General features: G+C 61.4%; 16 protein-coding genes. 11 read left to right on the top strand and 5 right to left on the bottom strand.

The window, feature by feature from the left end:
* Positions 1 to 123 precede the first annotated feature (123 nt).
* Both L6D74_RS22640 and L6D74_RS22635 read right to left on the bottom strand, forming a co-directional pair.
* Entirely contained in the window at positions 124 to 3,213 is a 3,090-nt protein-coding gene (locus tag L6D74_RS22640; RefSeq protein ID WP_236190447.1) for an efflux RND transporter permease subunit, read from the bottom strand.
* A complete protein-coding gene (locus tag L6D74_RS22635; RefSeq protein WP_236190446.1) occupies positions 3,210 to 4,319 on the bottom strand; it encodes an efflux RND transporter periplasmic adaptor subunit in 1,110 nt (369 codons plus the stop codon). Before L6D74_RS22635 ends, L6D74_RS22640 begins: the two co-directional genes overlap by 4 nt.
* A 189-nt stretch (positions 4,320 to 4,508) precedes the next feature.
* Between L6D74_RS22635 and L6D74_RS22630 the strand changes: the two genes are divergently transcribed.
* The gene (locus tag L6D74_RS22630; RefSeq protein WP_236190444.1) at positions 4,509 to 5,969 is read left to right on the top strand and encodes an efflux transporter outer membrane subunit; all 1,461 of its coding nucleotides are present in this window, start codon (positions 4,509 to 4,511) and stop codon (positions 5,967 to 5,969) included.
* 25 nt (positions 5,970 to 5,994) lie between these two features.
* On the opposite strand, the gene L6D74_RS22625 is transcribed toward L6D74_RS22630, so the two are convergent.
* A complete protein-coding gene (locus tag L6D74_RS22625) occupies positions 5,995 to 6,615 on the bottom strand; it encodes a TetR/AcrR family transcriptional regulator (RefSeq protein WP_236190443.1) in 621 nt (206 codons plus the stop codon).
* 123 nt (positions 6,616 to 6,738) lie between these two features.
* Entirely contained in the window at positions 6,739 to 7,335 is a 597-nt protein-coding gene (locus L6D74_RS22620; RefSeq protein ID WP_236190573.1) for a TetR/AcrR family transcriptional regulator, read from the bottom strand.
* Positions 7,336 to 7,484: 149 nt separating this feature from the next.
* Between L6D74_RS22620 and L6D74_RS22615 the strand changes: the two genes are divergently transcribed.
* The 4 genes from L6D74_RS22615 to L6D74_RS22600 all read left to right on the top strand — a co-directional run bounded on the left by L6D74_RS22615 (position 7,485) and on the right by L6D74_RS22600 (position 11,431).
* The gene (locus L6D74_RS22615) at positions 7,485 to 8,585 is read left to right on the top strand and encodes an alkene reductase (protein ID WP_236190441.1); all 1,101 of its coding nucleotides are present in this window, start codon (positions 7,485 to 7,487) and stop codon (positions 8,583 to 8,585) included.
* A gap of 39 nt (positions 8,586 to 8,624) precedes the next feature.
* Positions 8,625 to 9,413 carry an SDR family NAD(P)-dependent oxidoreductase gene (locus L6D74_RS22610; RefSeq protein ID WP_236190440.1) on the top strand — a complete coding sequence of 263 codons (789 nt, stop codon included), beginning with the start codon at positions 8,625 to 8,627 and terminating at the stop codon, positions 9,411 to 9,413.
* A gap of 82 nt (positions 9,414 to 9,495) precedes the next feature.
* Positions 9,496 to 10,365, top strand: coding sequence for an alpha/beta fold hydrolase (locus tag L6D74_RS22605; RefSeq protein ID WP_236190438.1), 870 nt, complete (start codon positions 9,496 to 9,498; stop codon positions 10,363 to 10,365).
* Positions 10,366 to 10,432: 67 nt separating this feature from the next.
* A complete protein-coding gene (locus L6D74_RS22600) occupies positions 10,433 to 11,431 on the top strand; it encodes an NADP-dependent oxidoreductase (RefSeq protein ID WP_236190436.1) in 999 nt (332 codons plus the stop codon).
* A gap of 188 nt (positions 11,432 to 11,619) precedes the next feature.
* Here the strand turns inward: L6D74_RS22600 and L6D74_RS22595 are convergent, their stop codons facing one another.
* On the bottom strand, positions 11,620 to 12,828 hold the full coding sequence (locus tag L6D74_RS22595; protein WP_236190435.1) for an MFS transporter: 1,209 nt from the start codon (positions 12,826 to 12,828) through the stop codon (positions 11,620 to 11,622).
* A 231-nt stretch (positions 12,829 to 13,059) separates the two neighbouring features.
* On the opposite strand from L6D74_RS22595, the gene L6D74_RS22590 reads away from it, so the two are divergent.
* From L6D74_RS22590 to L6D74_RS22565, 6 genes are all read left to right on the top strand, one after another.
* Positions 13,060 to 13,992, top strand: a complete 933-nt coding sequence (locus tag L6D74_RS22590; protein WP_085646416.1) for an AraC family transcriptional regulator — start codon at positions 13,060 to 13,062, stop codon at positions 13,990 to 13,992.
* Positions 13,993 to 14,069: 77 nt separating this feature from the next.
* Positions 14,070 to 14,525: a (2Fe-2S)-binding protein gene (locus tag L6D74_RS22585; protein WP_027613020.1), complete on the top strand. Its 456-nt coding sequence runs from the start codon at positions 14,070 to 14,072 to the stop codon at positions 14,523 to 14,525.
* Positions 14,525 to 16,774 carry a xanthine dehydrogenase family protein molybdopterin-binding subunit gene (locus L6D74_RS22580; protein WP_236190433.1) on the top strand — a complete coding sequence of 750 codons (2,250 nt, stop codon included), beginning with the start codon at positions 14,525 to 14,527 and terminating at the stop codon, positions 16,772 to 16,774. Before L6D74_RS22585 ends, L6D74_RS22580 begins: the two co-directional genes overlap by 1 nt.
* Before the next feature lie 17 nt (positions 16,775 to 16,791).
* Entirely contained in the window at positions 16,792 to 18,144 is a 1,353-nt protein-coding gene (locus L6D74_RS22575) for a c-type cytochrome (RefSeq protein ID WP_236190432.1), read from the top strand.
* A gap of 157 nt (positions 18,145 to 18,301) precedes the next feature.
* Complete coding sequence (locus L6D74_RS22570) at positions 18,302 to 18,463, top strand: hypothetical protein (RefSeq protein ID WP_236190431.1); 162 nt, start codon at positions 18,302 to 18,304, stop codon at positions 18,461 to 18,463.
* A gap of 218 nt (positions 18,464 to 18,681) precedes the next feature.
* Positions 18,682 to 19,101: an organic hydroperoxide resistance protein gene (locus tag L6D74_RS22565; RefSeq protein WP_039772166.1), complete on the top strand. Its 420-nt coding sequence runs from the start codon at positions 18,682 to 18,684 to the stop codon at positions 19,099 to 19,101.
* The last annotated feature ends 5 nt before the right edge of the window (positions 19,102 to 19,106 follow it).

Here is a 19,106-nt window from a genome sequence, read left to right as displayed (position 1 = left end):
TGGCACCAAGGGCTGACGCGGACGTTTCCGGGGTTTGGAAATGACGAGCCAATAGCGCCAGGCTGTTCACGTGCGCGGACAAAGAGGCCCGCCAGAACGGGCCTCGATTTCCTGCATTTATCGCTACACCGGTTTGACTGTTGCAGTCGGCGCCCTGGCGTCGGGACCGATCTTGAACCAGATCGAGTACATCGCGGGCAGGAACACCAGCGTCATGACGGTGCCGACGAGCGTACCGCCAATCAGGGTATAGGCCAGCGTCCCCCAGAACACCGAGTGTGTCAGGGGAATGAACGCCAGGATCGCCGCCAGGGCCGTCAACAGTACCGGTCGCGCACGTTGCACCGTGGCCTCGACGACAGCGTGAAACGGATCCAGCCCTTCTTGCGCGTTGTGATGAATCTGACCGATCAGAATCAGCGTATTGCGCATCAGGATCCCCGACAGTGCAATCAACCCGACCAACGCATTGATGCCAAACGGCTGATTGAAGATCAGCAGTGTCGGCACCACGCCAATCAAGCCCAACGGCGAGGTCAGGAACACCATGATCATCGCCGAGATCGAACGGACCTGCACAATGATGATGACCAGGGTCATGGCGATCATGATCGGCAACAACGGCAGGATCGCCTTGCCGGCCTTGCCGGACTCTTCGATCGCACCCGCCTGCTCGATCCGGTAACCGGAAGGCAGTTTCTCGATGATCGGCTGCAGTTGCTTCAGCAGCGCACTGGAAACGTCCGGTGGCTGCAAGTCTTCGGCAATGTCGCCGCGCACGGTGATGGTCGGGGTGCGATCACGCCGGCGCAGGATCGGATCCTCCATGCGCACATCGACCTCGCCTATCTGCGACAACGGGACCCGCTGCCCCGACGCACCGACCAGGGTGAAGCCTTCGATTTGCTGTGGATCGAGGCGGATATCGCCCGCTGCCCGCCCCATGACCTGCACTGAACGAATATCCTCACGCACCGCCGTGATTGGTACTCCGCTGAGCAGGAACTGCAACTGCTGTGCAACCGCAGTCGATGTCAGCCCCACTGCCTGCAGACGGTCCTGATCCAAATTGAAATGCAACGACGGCGTCAGCGGCCCCCAATCAGTGTTCACGGTTCTCATCATCGGGCTGTCCTGCATCACGCCCCGCACCTGCTCGGCGATCACCCGCAACTTGGCCGGATCAGGCCCCATCACCCGGTAGGCCACCGGAAACGGCGAGTAAGGACCAAACACGATTTGCGTTGCCCTGAGACGCGCCTCCGGGGCGAGCCCTTGAGCGACTGCGTCACGAAAACGCAACTTGAGGGTTTCCCGCGCTTCCTGACTGTCGGTCAGCACCACGATCTTGGCGAACGACGGATCGGGCAGTTCCGGCGCCATCGCCAGGAAGAAACGCGGCGCACCCTGGCCGATATAGGCCGTGACGATTTTCGCCTCATCCTGCTGGCGCAGCCAGGCTTCGACCTTGGCGGCCGTGGCGCTGGTCTGCTCGATGGAGGTGCCGTAGGGCATTTGCACCTCGATCATGACTTCGGGACGGTCAGAGGTCGGGAAGAACTGTTTCTTCACCAGGCCCATGCCTGCCGCCGCCACGAAGAACAGCGTAATAACCATGCCCGCGACCAGCCATTTGCGCGCAATGACCCGTGTCAGAACCCGGCGGAAGCGGTTGTATCGCGGCGTGTTGTAGATCGCCGCATGTCCACCCTCGACTGCCTTGATGTCCGGCAACAGTTTCACGCCCAGATAAGGAGTAAACGCCACCGCCACGACCCATGAAGCGATGAGAGCGATGCCCACAATCCAGAACATGTTGCTGGTGTATTCGCCGGCCGTGGACTGAGCGAAACCGTTGGGCAAAAAACCGATCGCCGTCACCAGGGTTCCGGATAACATCGGCGCCGCCGTGTGGCTCCAGGCATAGGCAGACGCCTTGATGCGATCGTAGCCCTCCTCCATTTTCACCACCATCATCTCAATGGCGATGATCGCGTCATCGACCAAAAGCCCGAGCGCCAGAATCAACGACCCCAGGGTAATACGGTCAAAGTTTTTGCCGGTGGCTGCCATCACCACAAACACGATCGCCAGGGTCAACGGCACGGCAGCGGCGACCACCACGCCAACGCGCCAGCCCATGCTCAGAAAGCAGACGAGCATGACCACCAGCAGCGCGACGAAGAACTTGACCATGAACTCGCCGACGGCGGAGTCGATATTCACTGCCTGGTCGGTGACTTTCGAGAGGGTCATACCCAAGGGCATTTCCTCATTGATCCTGACGGTCTCGGCATCCAGCGCCTTGCCCAGATCAAGGCCGTTCCAGCCCTCACGCATCACCACACCGAGCAACAGCGCCTCTTCGCCGTTATTGCGCACCAGGAAGGTGGCCGGATCTTCGTAACCGCGTTCGACCGTCGCCACATCAGACAACTTGAGTGTCCGCCCCTGCACGACCACAGGGGTGTCGCGGATTTTTTGCAGCTTGTCGAACGCACCGTCGAGACGCAGGAAAACCTGTGGCCCGCTGGTGTCGATTGATCCGGCCGGGGTCAGTGCGTTCTGACTGTTCAGCGCGGCGAAGATGTCCTGCGGCGACAAGCCCAGGGTCGCCAACCGGTCATGCGAAAAGGAAACAAATATCCGTTCGGCTTGTTCGCCGATGATGTTGACCTTCTTCACCCCCGGCACATGCAACAGGCGCTGGCGCATGGACTCCGCATCGCGGACCAGCAGACGCTGCGGCTCGCCCTTGGCTTTCAGGGCGAACAGCGCAAAGGTCACGTCCGAATACTCGTCGTTGACCATCGGCCCGATGACGCCCGCCGGCAACTTGATCGCTTCATCGTCGAGTTTTTTACGCGCCTGATAGAACTCTTCCTGCACTTGCGAGGGCGGCGTGCTATCGAGCAACGAGACCATCGTGAAAGCGAGCCCTGGCCGCGTATAGGTTTCCGAGCGGTCGTACCATTTGAGTTCTTGCAGGCGTTTTTCCAGTGGCTCCGCGACCTGATCCTGCATCTCCTGTGCGGTCGCCCCCGGCCACGCCGTGATGACGGTCAACTGCTTGACCGTAAACGGAGGATCTTCGGCACGCCCCAGCTGGAAGAACGCCAGGGTGCCGGCAACGGCGATCAGGAAAATCAGAAAGACCGTGATCGAACGCTCGCGAACGGCGATGGCAGAAAGGTTGAATCGGCCCTCGCTCATGGACGACTCCCGGCAACGGTCGCCGCATCAGGCACGGGCATTCTTACTGCTTCACCTTCGCGCAACAGGTGAGCGCCCAGCGCCACAATCTGTTCGCCAACCCGGAGATCGCCAGCGACTCGGGCCGAATCGTCGCTCAACCCCAGCACCCGAACCGCTCGCCAGGTCACGGTTGGCGGTGTGCCGTCGATGACCCACACACCAGGACCCTGACCCGCGTCGTAAAGCGCGGCAACAGGCACTTGCAAGGATGCGGCAGGTGCCGAACCCTCGGCGATTCTGAGGGTGACTGTCGAACCTATCGGCGCATTGGCCAGCGCGCCTTCCAGTACATAGCGCGCCTCGAACGTACGCGTCGTGCGATCTGCCGAATCGGAAAGCAACCTCAGTTTCGCGGTCACAGCACCCGAGGCATCGCCATAGAGCGTGGCTTGCGCGGTGGATCCTGCTGCGGGACGCAGGGTCTCGGGCAAGTGCACGATGGCCTCGCGCTGCCCTGCCCGCGCCAGTCGAACCACCGGTTGTCCAGGGCTGACGACTTGTCCGGGTTCGGCGAGTGTTTCCACCACAACGCCGTCGGCATCGGCAACCAGCACCGCATAACCGGAAGCGTTGCGGGCAACGTCCGCTTGCGCTTCAGCGGCGCTGAGTTGGGCCTTGGCGGTATCTGCGGCGGCTTTGATCTGATCGTAGGCCGATGCGGAAATGGCGCCGGCGCTGACCAGAGTGCGATAGCGGGCTTCGTCATCGGCTGTCTGCCTGGCGCGGGCCCGTGCGGCGATGACCGACTCCTGCTGCGCGCGTGCCTGCAGCCCCAAGTCGATGGGGTCGAGCCGCATCAGCGGCTGACCGCGTTTGACGCTCTGCCCCGTGTCAACCAGACGCTCAAGCACCTTGCCCGAAACGCGAAACCCCAGATCGCCCTGAATGCGCGCCGTCACCACCCCCGTGAAGGTGCGGGAACCGTCAACCGCAGCCTGAACGGCGGTAAACCTGACCAAAGGCGCCTGTGTGCGCGGGTCTGCAACGGATGAGGAATCACCGCACGCCGCCAGGGCGAGTGGCAACAGGCATGCGGCAATAGGGGAAATTCGAAGCCGGTGCATAGTTCACTTACTGAAATAGGATGACCATCATATTCTCATCATTGTGACCAATATCGTCAACAGTCACTTTCCATGAGGTATTCGACGCTCCATTTTTATCATTAATGCTGTGAATGCCTTTTCAAGCCTTAATTGACACGTTGTGACCATTACGTAATATGGTCACGAAAATCTCGTTAAGGAACGCCGATGCCTCCCCTGCGCCCGATTGCTCTTTTGGTTACCGCCAGCCTCCTGGCAGGTTGTGCGGTGGGTCCGGATTACCATCGTCCAGACGCCCCGCTTTCAGATCATTACCTGGGGCAGTCCGCTGTCGAACCGCGATCCGGATCGACACCGGACAGCCTTGCCGCCTGGTGGGAAAGCTTCAATGATCCGCTGCTGACCGACCTCATCGACCAGGCCTTGCAGCAGAATCTGGATCTGGCACAGGCTTCGGCGCGCGTCACCCAGGCCAAGGCCGGCCTGGGCGCCGCAAATGCAGCACTGCTGCCCTCGGCGAACATCAGCGCACAGGCGGCACGCGCTTATCAGTCCGTCGAGACGCCACTGGGCCAGGTGTTGAATTCAACACCCGGCTATGACCGTTACGGCAATGCCTACGAGGCCAATCTCGAGGCGGGCTGGGAAGTCGATGTCTTTGGCGGACTGCGCCGCGGGCGTGAGGCGGCACTGGCTGAGTATCAGGCCTCAGCAGCGGGTGTCACGGCGACGAGGTTGGCGATCGCTGCGCAAACGGCCGATATCTACATCACTCTGCGCGGATTACAGGCGCGGCTGGACATCGCCAACCGGCAAGTCGATACCCGGCGCGCGTTGCTGGAAAAGGTCCGGTTGCTTTACGGCAAGGGTCTGGCCGCGGAGTATCAGGTGCGCCAGGCCGAGGGTGAGTTGTCGCAAGTCGAGGCGACCGTTCCGGTACTGCAAAGCGGTCTGGAGGCAGCCATGAATGCAATGGACGTGCTGCTCGGCACGCCTCCCGGCACTCACCGCACGCAACTGGCACGTGAGGGCGAAATTCCCGATGTGCCGTCGCTGACTGCGCTGGGTACACCGGCAGATCTGCTGCGGCGCAGACCGGACCTGATCGTGGCTGAACGCCGCCTCGCGGCCTCCAACGCGCGCATCGGTGAAGCGATTGCCGAGTACTACCCGAAATTTTCCCTCAGCGCCTTGCTCGGCAGTGCGACAGCCGTATCCGGCGGCAATCTTTTCACCGGCGGCGCAAGCCAGTCGGCCGGTGTGCTGGGTTTGCGCTGGCGGCTATTTGACTTCGGACGCATCAACGCCCGGATCGATCAGGCCAAAGGTCAGGAATCAGAAGCACTGGCGGCCTATCGCCAGTCGGTACTGCGTGCCACCGAAGATGTAGAGAACGCGCTGTCTTCACTGGTGAATCGGCAAACCCAGACCACCACCCTGACCGGCGGCGAAGCGGCGCTGACTCAAGCTCGCCAGTCCTCGTTCACCGCCTATGAAAAAGGCACAGCCAGCCTGATCGATGTCCTGCACGCCGACGAAACATTGCTGCAGGCCTCCGACGCCAGAGCGCAGGCGCGGACGGAATCGGCCCGTGCGGCGGTGGCGGTATTCAAGTCGCTGGGCGGGGGCTGGCAACCCACTGAATCACAACCTGTAGCGGCACGCTGAGCAGCACCAGCAGATCGCTTTCAGGTCAGGGCATCAGGCTACGCAGAATGAGGTTGGAGGTCAGCGTGGGCGCTACCTCGATAAAATCGAGATTGTGCTGCAGCAACAACGGGTTGACGAAGGGACGCAGGGCCAGATGAATCGCCTCGACGGTCTCGTCCAGCGGAGTCTTGCGCTCGAACTCTCCGAGCTCTCGCCCTTCACGCACGATGTCGAAGATAAAGCGCTTGATCTGCTCCTCATACACCTGAGCACTTGGCCAACGCTCCGCTGCGGAGAATGCCGCGATGTCGTAAAGCTTGCGATCATTGAAGAACAGGTCCACACCCGTGGCAATCACGGTCTTCACCAGCCGGCGGAAACGCTCGGTCGGCGAAATCCCCTCTGCGTTAACAGCCTGTTCGACCGCTGCAACCATTTGCCCCAGACAATTTGAGCAGATCGCTTCGCCGATCGCCTGCTTGGAATCAAAGAATTTATAGATGTACGCCTTGGAAAAACCGATGGCCCTGGCCAGATCGGAAACCGTGGTTTTGCCATAGCCGTATTGGCTGAAGTGTTCATTGGCTGCCGCGACAATCTGATCACGAATGTCGTGATCGACTGGGCCACGTGGGCCGGGCGAAGATATCGATGGCTGATTCATGGGCGTAGCTTACTCAGCCTGTCGCGGTCTTACAAATCGTGACCAATAGAGTACATATTCACGAAAAACGGCTGTGTGAAACGGGCTGACGTTCAAGCCGTCGAACAGGGCGGATCGGCCCTTCTACGGCGTTTCCACTTCATCGACCGGCAACACCGGCAATGAAGCAAACATTTCGGCGCGGCATACCTCAAGGATTTCATCCGCCAAGGCGGAATCATCTGGACAGGCGCGTGACAAGACAATTGCGCCGACCGCACGCGACAGTAAGTCGATCATTTTCTTCCTGCCCTCGCCCTCCGCGGCATCCTGCCCTGTCGGATATTTTTCCCCCAGAGTTTGCAGGGTGCGTTCAATGCCTTCGGCAAACGTTGCTTTCACGTCGTCCGACTGACGCGCCGCGTCGCCACACAGTGCGGCCATCGTGCAACCGCTGCCGCGTCCGTCGCGATGTTCTCTGTTCACATAAACGTTGATGAAACCGGGGACATCGAGCGCCTGGGCACCGGTCAACGATTTGCCGAGACTGCAGGCCGAAGCTTCGGCCATCAGGTCGACCTTCGACCCGAAATGCTTGTAGAAGCCTCCATGGGTGAAACCGGCAGCCGCCATGAGATCCGCCACACCGACGCCGTCAAAGCCACGCTCACGGAACAGCTCTGAGGCCGTCTCAACGATGTGTTCTCGATTGGCCTGCGCCTGGGCCTTGGTCACTCTCACGTGCAATACCTCGTGTTTAGCGGAAATACCTGCGTCCGATGATACATAGATGTCGCCCATAATCAAAATCGTTGACAGTTTAGATTTCGATCATCATCCTAATTTCACACCCCACCGATTTCCATCAACGGGCACGGAAGATTCATCAGATGACCAAACAGACTCTGTTCACCCCTTACACCCTGGGCAGTCTCACGCTGTCGAACCGCATTGTTCTCGCGCCGCTGACACGCAACCGCGCAGGCCAGGGCTTTGTCCCGAGCGAATTCGCGGCCGTCTATTACAGCCAGCGCGCCAGCGCCGGTTTGCTGATCAGCGAAGCGACGCAGATTTCCCGACAGGGTCAGGGTTATCAGGACACCCCCGGGATCTACACGCAGGCGCAGATAGACGGTTGGCGCACAGTCACCGATGCCGTCCACGCCAAAGGCGGAAAAATCTTCCTGCAGCTGTGGCATGTCGGCCGCGTGTCGCACGTTGACTTGCAAGAAAACGGCGCAGCACCGGTGGCTCCTTCTGCGCTGCGTGCCGCTACCAAAGTGTTCGTCAACAACCGCTTTGAAGACGTCTCGGAACCCCGCGCGCTGGAACTCGACGAACTGCCTGGGATCGTCTCCGATTTCCGCCAGGCCGCGGCCAACGCGGTCGCCGCCGGGTTCGATGGCGTGGAAATTCACGGTGCAAACGGCTATTTGCTGGATCAATTTCTCAAGGACAACGCCAATCTGCGCACCGACGCTTACGGCGGCTCGATTGAAAATCGTGCGCGTCTGTTGCTCGAAGTGACGGCGGCGGTCGTCAATGAGATCGGCGCGGATCGCACCGGTGTGCGCCTGTCTCCAGTGTCGCCAGCCAACGGCGTATCCAGCAGCGATCCGCAGGCGCAATTCAATTACGTCGTCGAGCAACTCGACGCCCTCGGTGTGGTTTATCTGCACGTGGTGGAAGGCGCGACCGGCGGCCCGCGCGACGTGGCGCCTTTCGATTTTGGCGCCCTGCGCCAGCGCTTCAAAAACACCTATATCGCCAACAACGGCTATGACCTGGACCTGGCGAACGCGCGGCTCGCCGAAGACCAGGCCGACCTGATCGCCTTCGGTCGCCCGTTCATTGGCAACCCGGATCTGGTGGAGCGCCTCAAGCAGGGCGCGCCGCTGTCCGCGTTCAATTCCGCCACCCTCTACGGTGGCGGCGCGGCGGGCTACATCGACTACCCGACGCTGGCTGAATCAAGCGTCAGCGCAAGCTGAGCGCGTTCCGTTTCTCACCTCCTGAAAGAGAGATACCCCATGAGCACTCGCCCTACTGTTCTCATCACCGGCGCCTCGACCGGCATTGGCGCCGTCTATGCCGAACGCTTCGCCAAACGTGGTCACGATCTGGTACTGGTCGCCCGCGATCAGGCTCGCCTGGACACACTGGCAGCGCGCTTGCGCAGCGAGCACGACGTCGCCGTCGATGTCATCCCGGCAGACCTGACCCAACTCGGTGATCTGACCACCGTTGAAAGCCGCCTGCGCGACGACGCCCGTATCGGCATCCTCGTCAACAACGCCGGCGCTGCGCTGTCCGGCCACTTTGTCGACCAAAGCACCGACAGCGTTGCGCAGCTGGTTGCCCTGAACACCACGGCGCTGGTGCGGCTCGCCAGCGCCATCGCCCCACGCCTGGCCAAGGCCGGCGACGGCGCAATCATCAACATCGGTTCGGTGGTAGGCCTGGCGCCGGAGTTCGGCATGAGCGTCTACGGTGCGACCAAGGCCTTCGTGCTGTTCCTGTCCCAGGGACTGAGCCTGGAACTGTCGCCGCAAGGTGTCTATGTGCAAGCCGTGCTGCCCGCCGCCACTCGCACGGAAATCTGGGATCGCTCCGGCGTCGACATCAACACCCTGAGCGAAATCATGGAAGTGGGTGATCTGGTGGATGCCGCACTGGTCGGTTTTGATCGTCGCGAACCTGTGACCATCCCGCCGCTGCACGAAGCCGAGCGCTGGGATGACCTGCAGGGCGCACGCCAGGGCCTGCTGGGGCAAATCCGCCAGTCTGCGGTCGCCCAACGCTACCAGACGCCACAGTGATTTTTTGCTAGCGAGCATTCGCGGCAGATTCGATGCAGGCACAGAGCATTGCATCGAATCCTGCTGGCTTGCCGGAGTGACAATGAGTTCAATACAGACAAATTCCCGCCCGGGTTCGCCGACGTCATTCATCGACGCGGCGAACCAGTCGATCACGGTCAACGGCATTCCCTACGCCTACCGCGACACCGGGCCCGCAACCGGCGTGCCCCTCGTGCTGTTCAATCATTGGGGCGCGGTGCTGGACAACTTCGACCCCGCGATCATCGATGGCTTGGCGCAAACCAGACGCGTCATCACCACCGACTATCGCGGTATCGGCAACTCGGGTGGTACCGCGCCACTGACGGTGGGTGAAATGGCCGACGATGCCATCCAACTGATCAGGGCGCTGGGGCTGAAAACCGTGGATGTGCTCGGATTTTCCCTCGGAGGTTTCGTCGCTCAGGACATTGCCCTCAAGGCGCCTGACTTGGTACGCCGGTTGATTCTGACCGGTACTGGACCGGCGGGCGGCACCGGCATCGACAAGGTCGGCACAGTGTCATGGCCATTGATCCTCAAAGGCTTGCTGACCCTGCGCGATCCCAAGTTCTACCTTTTCTTCACCTCGTCGGCCAATGGGCGACAGTCTGCCTCGCAGTATTTAGGGCGCCTCAAGGCACGCAAGAACAATCGCGACAAGGGCCCGACGCCCCGCGCCTTCCTGCGGCAATTGAAAGCCATCACGGCGTGGGGCAAACAACCGCGGCAAGCGCTTGGACGCTTGCGCACGCCGACGCTGGTCGTCAACGGCGACAACGACATCATGGTGCCCAGCGTTAACTCGTTTGAACTGGCCAGGCTTATCCCCGACGCACAGTTGGTGATTTATGAGGATGCCGGGCACGGCGGGATTTTCCAGCATCACGCCGACTTTGTGACCAAGGCGCAGGCGTTTCTCGATGCTTGATCACGTCACGCAGCAACACCGCAACCCACCGACTACCCTCCGTACAACCAGCAAGAGCCGCACCACGATGAAAGCATTTCTGATTGATGGCTATGGCAAGAACCCCGGACGCATTGGCGAAGCGCCCGCCCCCGCAGTCGGTGCCCACGACGTCTTGATCGAGGTCCATGCGAGCAGCGTCAACGTGCTGGATTCGAAGATCAGCAAAGGCGAGTTCAAACTGATCCTGCCCTACGCCTTTCCGTTGATCCTGGGCAATGACCTGGCGGGGGTTGTGGTTGAAGTCGGTTCGAAGGTGACACGCTTCAAACCGGGAGACGCGGTATATGCTCGCCCGCCCGAAGCGCGGATCGGGACGTTCGCCCAATTGATCGCCGTGAACGAAAACGCCGTGGCCCTGAAACCTGCCAATACCGACATGGCACAAGCCGCGTCCCTGCCCTTGGTTGCACTGACCGCCTGGCAAGTACTGGTTGAAACCGCCCGGCTGCAAAAGGGCCAGAAAGTGCTGATTCACGCAGGCTCAGGCGGCGTCGGCACCATTGCCATTCAGCTTGCCAAACACCTCGGTGCGTTTGTCGCCACAACCACCAGCACCGCCAATGTCGAATGGGTCAAGGCGCTGGGGGCCGATCTGGTGATCGACTACACACAGCAGGACTTCGAAAAAGTGCTGCAAGACTACGACGTGGTGCTGAACAGCCTCGGCGCCGACGTGCTGGAGAAGTCACTCAAGGTCCTGAAACCCGGTGGCCAGCTCATTTCCATCTCGGGCCCACCCACTGTGCAGTTCGCGCGGGAGCAAGGGTTATCCTGGCCATTGCAGCAAGTCATGCGCCTGCTGAGCCTTGGCATTCGTCGCAAAGCGCGCAAGCAGGACGTCAGCTATGCGTTTGTGTTCATGCGGGCCAATGGCGCTCAACTGCAACGCATCACCGCGCTCGTTGAGGACGGAATCATCAAACCTGTGGTTGATCGTTCCTTCCCCTTTGAATCAACGGCTGAAGCATTGAAGTACGTTGAGCAGGGACGCGCCAAGGGCAAGGTCGTTGTTGCGCTCAAATGACCACGCCGCCTGTTCCTGAATTGAACGTAGACACTGCACAGCCTTTACTGCTGGAGCGGCCCTCAGCCGAATTGATTTCGCCAGAGGAGCAGCAAGTGCTTCAACCGGATGATGTGCAGGTTCAAGCGCCCGTTATCGTTTGGCGCAGTTTGATGCTTGAGCCATAAGGAAGGTTGCAGGTGATCTCCTCAGGCTGTCGCGCTCGACTCGACAAGATGAATTTGCGTGGCATTGCGCCCGGCCAGCCAGGCCAGCACGGAAGCGGCGACCAGGACAGCGGCGCTAAGCTCGAAGGTGGCTTTGTAGCCGCTCAAATCAAAGGCCAGACCGCCAATGATTGCGCCGCCGGCAATTGCCAGTTGAACGATGGCTACCAGCAAGCCGCCTCCCGCCTCAGCATCATCCGGGAGCGTTTGCGCCAGCCATGTCCACCAGCCGACCGGCGCGGCCGTGGCGACCAGCCCCCAGAGTCCGAGCAGCACGGCGGTCAGCAGCGGTGATTTGCCGAAGCTGACCAACGCCAGCGCGATCACCGCCATGATCAGCGGAATGGCGGTCAGCGTGCGGTAGAGGCCGCGACCCATAAACCGTTCGATCAGAAAGGTGCCGATAAAACCGGCCAGTCCCAGCCCCAGCAGCATGAACGACAAGGTTGAGACACTGACGCCCGTCACGCCCTCAAGAAATGGTCGCAGGTAGGTGAACAGCATGAACTGGCCCATGAAAAAGACGCTGACGGCGACCATGCCCAAGGCCACTGGCAATTGCTTCATCAGCCGCAGAACGTTGCCGCTACCGACCTGGCGCTCGGCTTTGAAAGACGGAAGGCTGATCAGCAGCCACACGGCGGCAAGCACCGCGACCGGAACCACACAGAAGAATGCGCCGCGCCAGCCGATCAACGAGCCCAGAAAGCTCCCCGCCGGAGCGGCGATGACCGTGGCCAAAGCGTTGCCGCCATTGACGATGGCCAGCGCGCGGGAAACCTGTTCAGGCTTCACCAGGCGCATGGCAGTCGCCGCCGACAACGACCAGAAACCACCGATCGCAATCCCGATCAGCGCACGTCCAAACATGAATGACGGGTAGCCCGGGGCGAGCGCGACGACCGTTCCGGAGACGATCATCAGCAAGGTCAGGCCCAGCAGAAGCTGCTTGCGTTCGATGCGAGCGGCGACCGAGGCGATCAACAGACTGGTGATCAGTGCGAAAGCACCGGACACGGAAATCCCCTGCCCGGCCTGGCCTTCGGTGATGTGCAGGTCTGCTGCAATCGGCGTCAGCAGGCTGACGGGCATGAACTCGGAAGCGACCAGGGCGAATGCGGCCAACGACATGGCCAGCACGGCGCTCCAGCCGCCCGTTCTTTTAGAAGGTTTTGTAGAAGGTAACGTCATGAAAACTACCTGTGGTGCGAAAAAACGTAGGGGGGGTGATGCGCAGGGGCAAGCAGTTTGTCGCCCGTCCGGGCACTGCCCCCTGTAACAGATAGACACATTCTCCCGGTCAATCCGGTGCTTCCCTAGTGCATTCCTCTTGAATGCTTGCCTGATCCTCTGGGGATGCAGGGTGACGGATAGGAAACGTCTCGCGCGCGCATTAGAGTTCAGTCAAAGGAGTGAGCCCACATGATCCCGACCCCTCTGCCCCAGGAATCACCTTTGGCACGGCACATCGACCCGCGTGTGAACGCACCGGGTGACTTCGCCACGTCGATACCCGGGCTGTCGCTGTTTCGTCGCGACCAGCCGGCGCCCCCCGTTGTGTGCATGATCGAACCCAGCCTGATTCTCGTGGGCCGCGGCGAAAAGCGCTTGTGGGTCGGTGGTGAGGGCTACAGCTATGACCCGTCGCGGTTTCTGGTCACGTCGCTGGATCTGCCCGCGAACTCCGAAGTAATGCTCGCCAGTCCCGAGCGGCCCTGTGTCGGCTTCGTGCTGAAGCTGGATGTCAGCATGCTTGCCGAGGTCATCACCAAGAGCGGCTTGCCCGCGAAACGCCAGCCATCAACGGGTACGGGCGCTGCGATCGGCAGCCTGTCGTCAGCTTTGGAGGACGCGCTCGATCGCTTGCTGGCGTTGCTCGATGAACCCGAGGCGATCCCGGTCCTGGCGCCGCTGATCCTGCGAGAAATCCACTATCGGCTGCTCCATACCGACCAAGGCCCACGGCTGCGGCAGATCACTGCCGTCGACGGTCAGGGTTATCGCATCGCCAAGGCCATTGACTGGCTGAAGGTCAACTACACCGATGCCCTGCGCATCGACGATCTGGCCGCGCGAGTGCAGATGAGCGCGCCGACCTTTCACCATCATTTCCGCCAGCTCACCGGCATGAGTCCGCTGCAGTACCAGAAATGGCTGCGGCTCAACGAAGCCCGGCGGCTGATGTTGGTCGAGCGCCTGGACGTGTCGCGGGCGGCGTTTGCGGTCGGCTATGAAAGCCCTTCGCAATTCAGCCGCGAATACGGCCGCCTGTTCGGTACCGCACCGAGCCGCGACATGGCCCTTTTACGCGGACAGCCCTACGAGGCAGAAGCGCTCGGCACAGTCGCGAATTGAACGAAAATCGGTGATGCGCCTCGCTGCGTGTCACCGCTCATAACAATGCACGTCAACCGATGATCAGCGGGTGAATCATGGAACTACGAATCAACCAGAAGACCTATCAGGTCGATGCCGACGCCGATACGCCCTTGCTGTGGGTGATCCGCGATGATCTGGGCATGACCGGCACCAAGTACGGCTGCGGTCTTGCGCAATGCGGCGCCTGCTCGGTGCTGGTGGACGGCAACGTCGTGCGCTCGTGCGTCACGCCAGTGGCCGGTGTGGTTGGCCGCGAGGTCACCACCATTGAGGCCATCGAGGCCGATGACGTGGGCAAGCGGGTTGTCTCGACCTGGGTCGATCTGCAGGTCGCCCAGTGCGGCTACTGCCAGTCCGGGCAGGTAATGGCCGCCACCGCGCTGCTCAAGCAGAACCCCAAACCGAGTGATGCGCAGATCGAGGCGGCGATGGTCAATCTGTGCCGCTGCGGTACTTACAACGCCATTCATGCCGCCGTGCATGAGCTTGCCGGCAAGGGGGACGCGTGATGAACGTTCGTATCGACCCTTCACAGCACGCTTCAGTACTGGATCTGCATGAACCGATCAATGTGTCGCGCAGACGTTTTCTGACCGGTACCGCCGTCGGCGCACTGGTGCTCGGCTTCGGTCTGCCACTGGGTACGACGCGCGTACAAGCTGCCACTTCTGCGACGGCCGAGCGCGGCACACAGGTCCCGGCGTTCCTCGAGATCCGCCCGGACAATCGGGTGCGCCTGCTCTGCCCGTTCATGGAAGGCGGACAAGGCACGTTCACTGCGATGGCGCAGATTGTCGGTGAAGAGCTGGATGCCGACCCGGCAACCTTCCTGGTCGAAGCCGCTCCGCCTGGCGAAGCCTATGTGGTGATGGAAAACGGCATGCGCATCACCGGCGGCAGTATGTCGGTGCGCATGAGTTACCCGGTCATGCGCCGCCTCGGTGCCCTTGCCCGCGCCATGTTGTTGCAGGCGGGCGCGCAGCAACTCGGCGTGCCGGTAAGTGAATTGACCACCGAGCCTGGCAAAGTGGTACACGCCAAATCGGGCCGCTCGTTGGCCTACGGTGAACTGGCCGAGCGCGCGATGGATTTGCCGGTTCCCGATCCGGCCTCTGTAAAGCTGCGCGATCCGAGTCAGTTCCGCTGGATCGGCAAGCCGGTGAAGCGCCTCGATGCCTACGACAAGTCCACGGGCAAGGCGCTGTACAGCATCGATCTGAAGGTCGACGACATGCTGCATGCCGCCGTTCAACATGCCCCGCGCCTGGGGATGACCGTGGGCAACCTGCGCAACGAAGACCAGGTCAAGGCGATGAAAGGCGTACATTCCGTGCATCGTCTGCCGGGCGCTGTGGCGGTGGTCGCCGAGCGCTGGTGGCACGCCAAACGTGCCGTCGAGGCGATCCAGGTCGACTGGCAAGAGCCGACGGCCGACAGCCAAGTGCGGCCGATGCCCGCCGACTTTTCCAGCGATGCGTGGTTCAAGCGCCTCGCTGAAGATAAAAGCCCCGCCAAAGATGATGAACACGAAGGCGATGTGGCTTCGATTCTCAAGGAGACCAAGACCCGGATCGACGCCACTTACCACAACCAATACCTGAACCACGGCCAACTGGAACCGCCTTCAGCGCTGGCCCGGTTCAATCCGGACGGTTCGCTGGAAGTCTGGTTGCCGAATCAGGCGCCGGACATGTTCCGCGCCGACATCGCCAAGCGCACAGGACTGGATCCGTCGCGCATCACCTTGCATTCGCCGCTGCTGGGCGGGTTCTTCGGTCGGCACTTCCTCTACGACTCGGCCAATCCCTATCCTCAGGCGATCGCGCTGTCCAAAGCGGTTGGTCGCCCGGTCAAACTGATCTGGAGTCGTGAGGAAGAGTTCCTGCGTGACGTGCTTCGCCCGGTTGCCGCCGTGAATTTCCGTGCCGCGCTGGACAACGACGGCTGGCCGCTGGCAATCGAAGCGATCAGTGCCACCGAAGGCCCGACCGAAGCCCTCGCCGGCAAGCAAGGTGAAAAGCTCGACCCGACGGCGCTTGAAGGGTTGTCAGGCAAGTCCTATGCGATCCCCAACAAGCGCATCGCACAGATCTACGTCAAAGGTCCGGCGATGCTTGGCTACTGGCGCTCGGTGGGTAATTCCCTCAACGACTTCTTCTATGAATCGTTCCTCGATGAACTGGCCGACAAGGGTGGCAAGGACCCGTTCGACCTGCGCCTGCATTTACTGCGCGGCAACCAACGGCTGACCACACTGCTGCAAGCCGTGGGTGAACTTTCAGGTGGCTGGAAACGTGGGCCGTTTACCGCCGAGGATGGCAGCCGGCGCGCGCGCGGGGTGGCCATGGCTTCGCCGTTCGGTACCGAGACGGCGGTGATCGCGGAGGTGTCCATCGAGAACGGCCAGGTCAAGGTGCATGACATCTGGCAGGCGATTGATCCGGGCAGCATCGTCAACCCGGCGATTGTCGAGGCTCAGGTCAATGGCGCCGTGGCGCTGGGACTGTCGCAGACGTTGGTGGAAGAAGCCGTGTGGATCGATGGCAAACCCCGGGCGCGCAACTATGACTTGTATCCGATCTTGCCGCCTGCGCGGATGGCACGGGTTCATGTGCGCGTGGTCGAGAGCGGGGAAAAAATGGGTGGCATCGGTGAACCGCCGTTGCCTGCGGTCGCGCCCGCTGTCGCTAACGCGGTGGCAGCGCTGACCGGTCAACGGGTGCGCAGCCTGCCCATGAGCCGACACACCTTCAGTTGATCAGCCCCGGAGCGTCCATGAATAACAGCCGATTCGCAAGAACCGCTGGCTGGCTGGCGGTGCCATGCCTGGTCGCGGCAGGCCTGCTGGCCTGGTATGTCACCCGCGAGCCTGTCTCGCGCCTGGAAAACACTCAGATCGCCGTGGCCGATATCGACCCGGCGTTGGTCGCCCGTGGCGAATACGTCGCCAGGCTCAGCGATTGCGTGGCCTGTCACAGCGTGCCGGGTGGCGCGCCATTCGCCGGCGGCCTGGAAATGGCCACGCCGCTGGGCGCGATCCATGCGACCAATATCACCCCGGACACGGAAACCGGCATCGGTAACTACAGCCTGGCGGACTTCGACCGTGCCGTTCGCCACGGCGTGGCGCCCGACAGTCGCCGTTTATACCCGGCCATGCCCTACCCGTCCTACGCCAAGCTCAGTGATGACGACGTGCGAGCGCTGTATGCGTTCTTCATGAAAGGCGTGGCGCCGGTCAAACAGGCGAACATCCCGAGTGCGATTCCGTTTCCGCTGAACCTGCGTTGGCCGATTGCACTGTGGAACGGTGTGTTTGTCGACGCCGAACCTTATGTGACCAAACCGTCGCAGGATGAACGATGGAACCGCGGCGCTTATCTCGTGCAGGGCGCCGGGCACTGCGGCAGTTGCCACACGCCGCGCGGCCTGGCGTTCAACGAGAAGGCACTGGACGAGTCCCGCAAGCCATACCTGGCCGGTGCCCTGCTCGATGGCTGGTACGCACCGAGCCTGCGCGATGACCACAACACCGGGCTGGGCCGCTGGAGCGAGCAAGAGATCGTGCAGTTCCTCAAGACCGGTCGCAACCAACACGCGGTGGTCTACGGCTCGATGACCGAGGCGTTCAACAACTCCACGCAGTTCATGAGCGATGACGATCTGACCGCGATTGCCCACTACCTGAAGTCGCTACCCGGGGATCGCGAACGGGATGGCGCGCCTTGGCAGTATCAAGCGGCTTCGGCAGCGCAACGTCTGGACTCGCCCGGTGCGCATACCTACGTGACGCGCTGTGCGTCGTGCCACGGTCTGGACGGCAAGGGTCAATCGCAGTGGATGCCGCCACTGGCGGGCGCCACCTCGGCATTGGCCAAGGAAAGTGCCTCGGCAATCAACATCACTCTGAATGGATCGCAACGAGTGGTGACGGCCGGCGTGCCGGATGCCTATCGCATGCCAGCCTTTCGTGAGCAGCTGTCGGATCAGCAGATCGCCGAGGTGCTGACCTTCATGCGCAGCACCTGGGGCAATCAGGGCAGTGCTGTTGATGCAAACACGGTTGGCAAACTGCGTGAGCACACCGATCCGGCCAGCAGCAGTCCGATCATCCTGCAGATGCGTTAAGAGGAAAACCCGCCGGGAGCCATCGACTTGCGTGTGGAAACGCCCTTGCGCCGTAGCACATTCCACACCTCGTCGAATGAACATACATTCATCTAAAACATCGCTCCAAGCGTCTAGTCTACGGGTTCCGACATAGTGACTACAGGAGTTACCCACCATGTTCTCGCATGAAAGCATCCCGCTGATCATCATCTTCACCATCATGCTGCTTGGCGTTCTCGTCGCCGTCCTCCACCCGGTACATGCGGTCATCACGTGGCTTCGCAGACGCCGCGAAGCATCTGCAACGCAACGTACGCAAAACGCCGATTCGCGCTGAATGCCTCCATCACCCGCCCGGCAAGGTCCGGGCTTTTGGCTCACCCCTGCGCTGCACCCGGTTAAAAACGGCCAGGTGTGACCCCTTCCACACCGATAAGGCTACAGAGCGATACAAAAGCGCCACTGCACGACACATCCCGGGTACACGCCAATGCAAAAGTGTGGGCCATCGGAACCTTCGCTGTCCGACATCCCCCATCACAGGCAGGTATTTCCATGATCAATCAACTCGACACCGTGCTGTACACCGGCAAGACCCGCACCACTGGCGGGCGCGATGGCGCCTCACGCAGCTCTGACGGCAATCTGGACATCAAGCTTTCGCCACCGGGTTCGAATGGCAGCGGCACCAATCCGGAACAACTGTTGGCCGCCGGTTGGTCGGCCTGCTTCATCGGCGCCATGGGCAAGGCAGCCGCGGCACAGAAGATCAGACTTCCGGCGGATGTGGCGGTCGAAACCGAAATCGATCTGGGCAAGGCCGGCGATGCATTCTTTCTTCAGGCGCGCTTGAATGTCAGCCTGCCGGGGCTGGAGCCTTCGGTCGCTCAGGCGCTGGTGGACGCTGCGCATCAGACCTGCCCCTACTCAAAGGCCACTCGCGGCAACATCGACGTCACCCTGCGGCTGATCTGAATCAG

The sequence above is a fragment of the Pseudomonas pharyngis genome (assembly GCF_021602345.1).
Classification (GTDB): domain Bacteria; phylum Pseudomonadota; class Gammaproteobacteria; order Pseudomonadales; family Pseudomonadaceae; genus Aquipseudomonas; species Aquipseudomonas pharyngis.
This window is presented reverse-complemented; position numbering and strand designations above follow the sequence as displayed.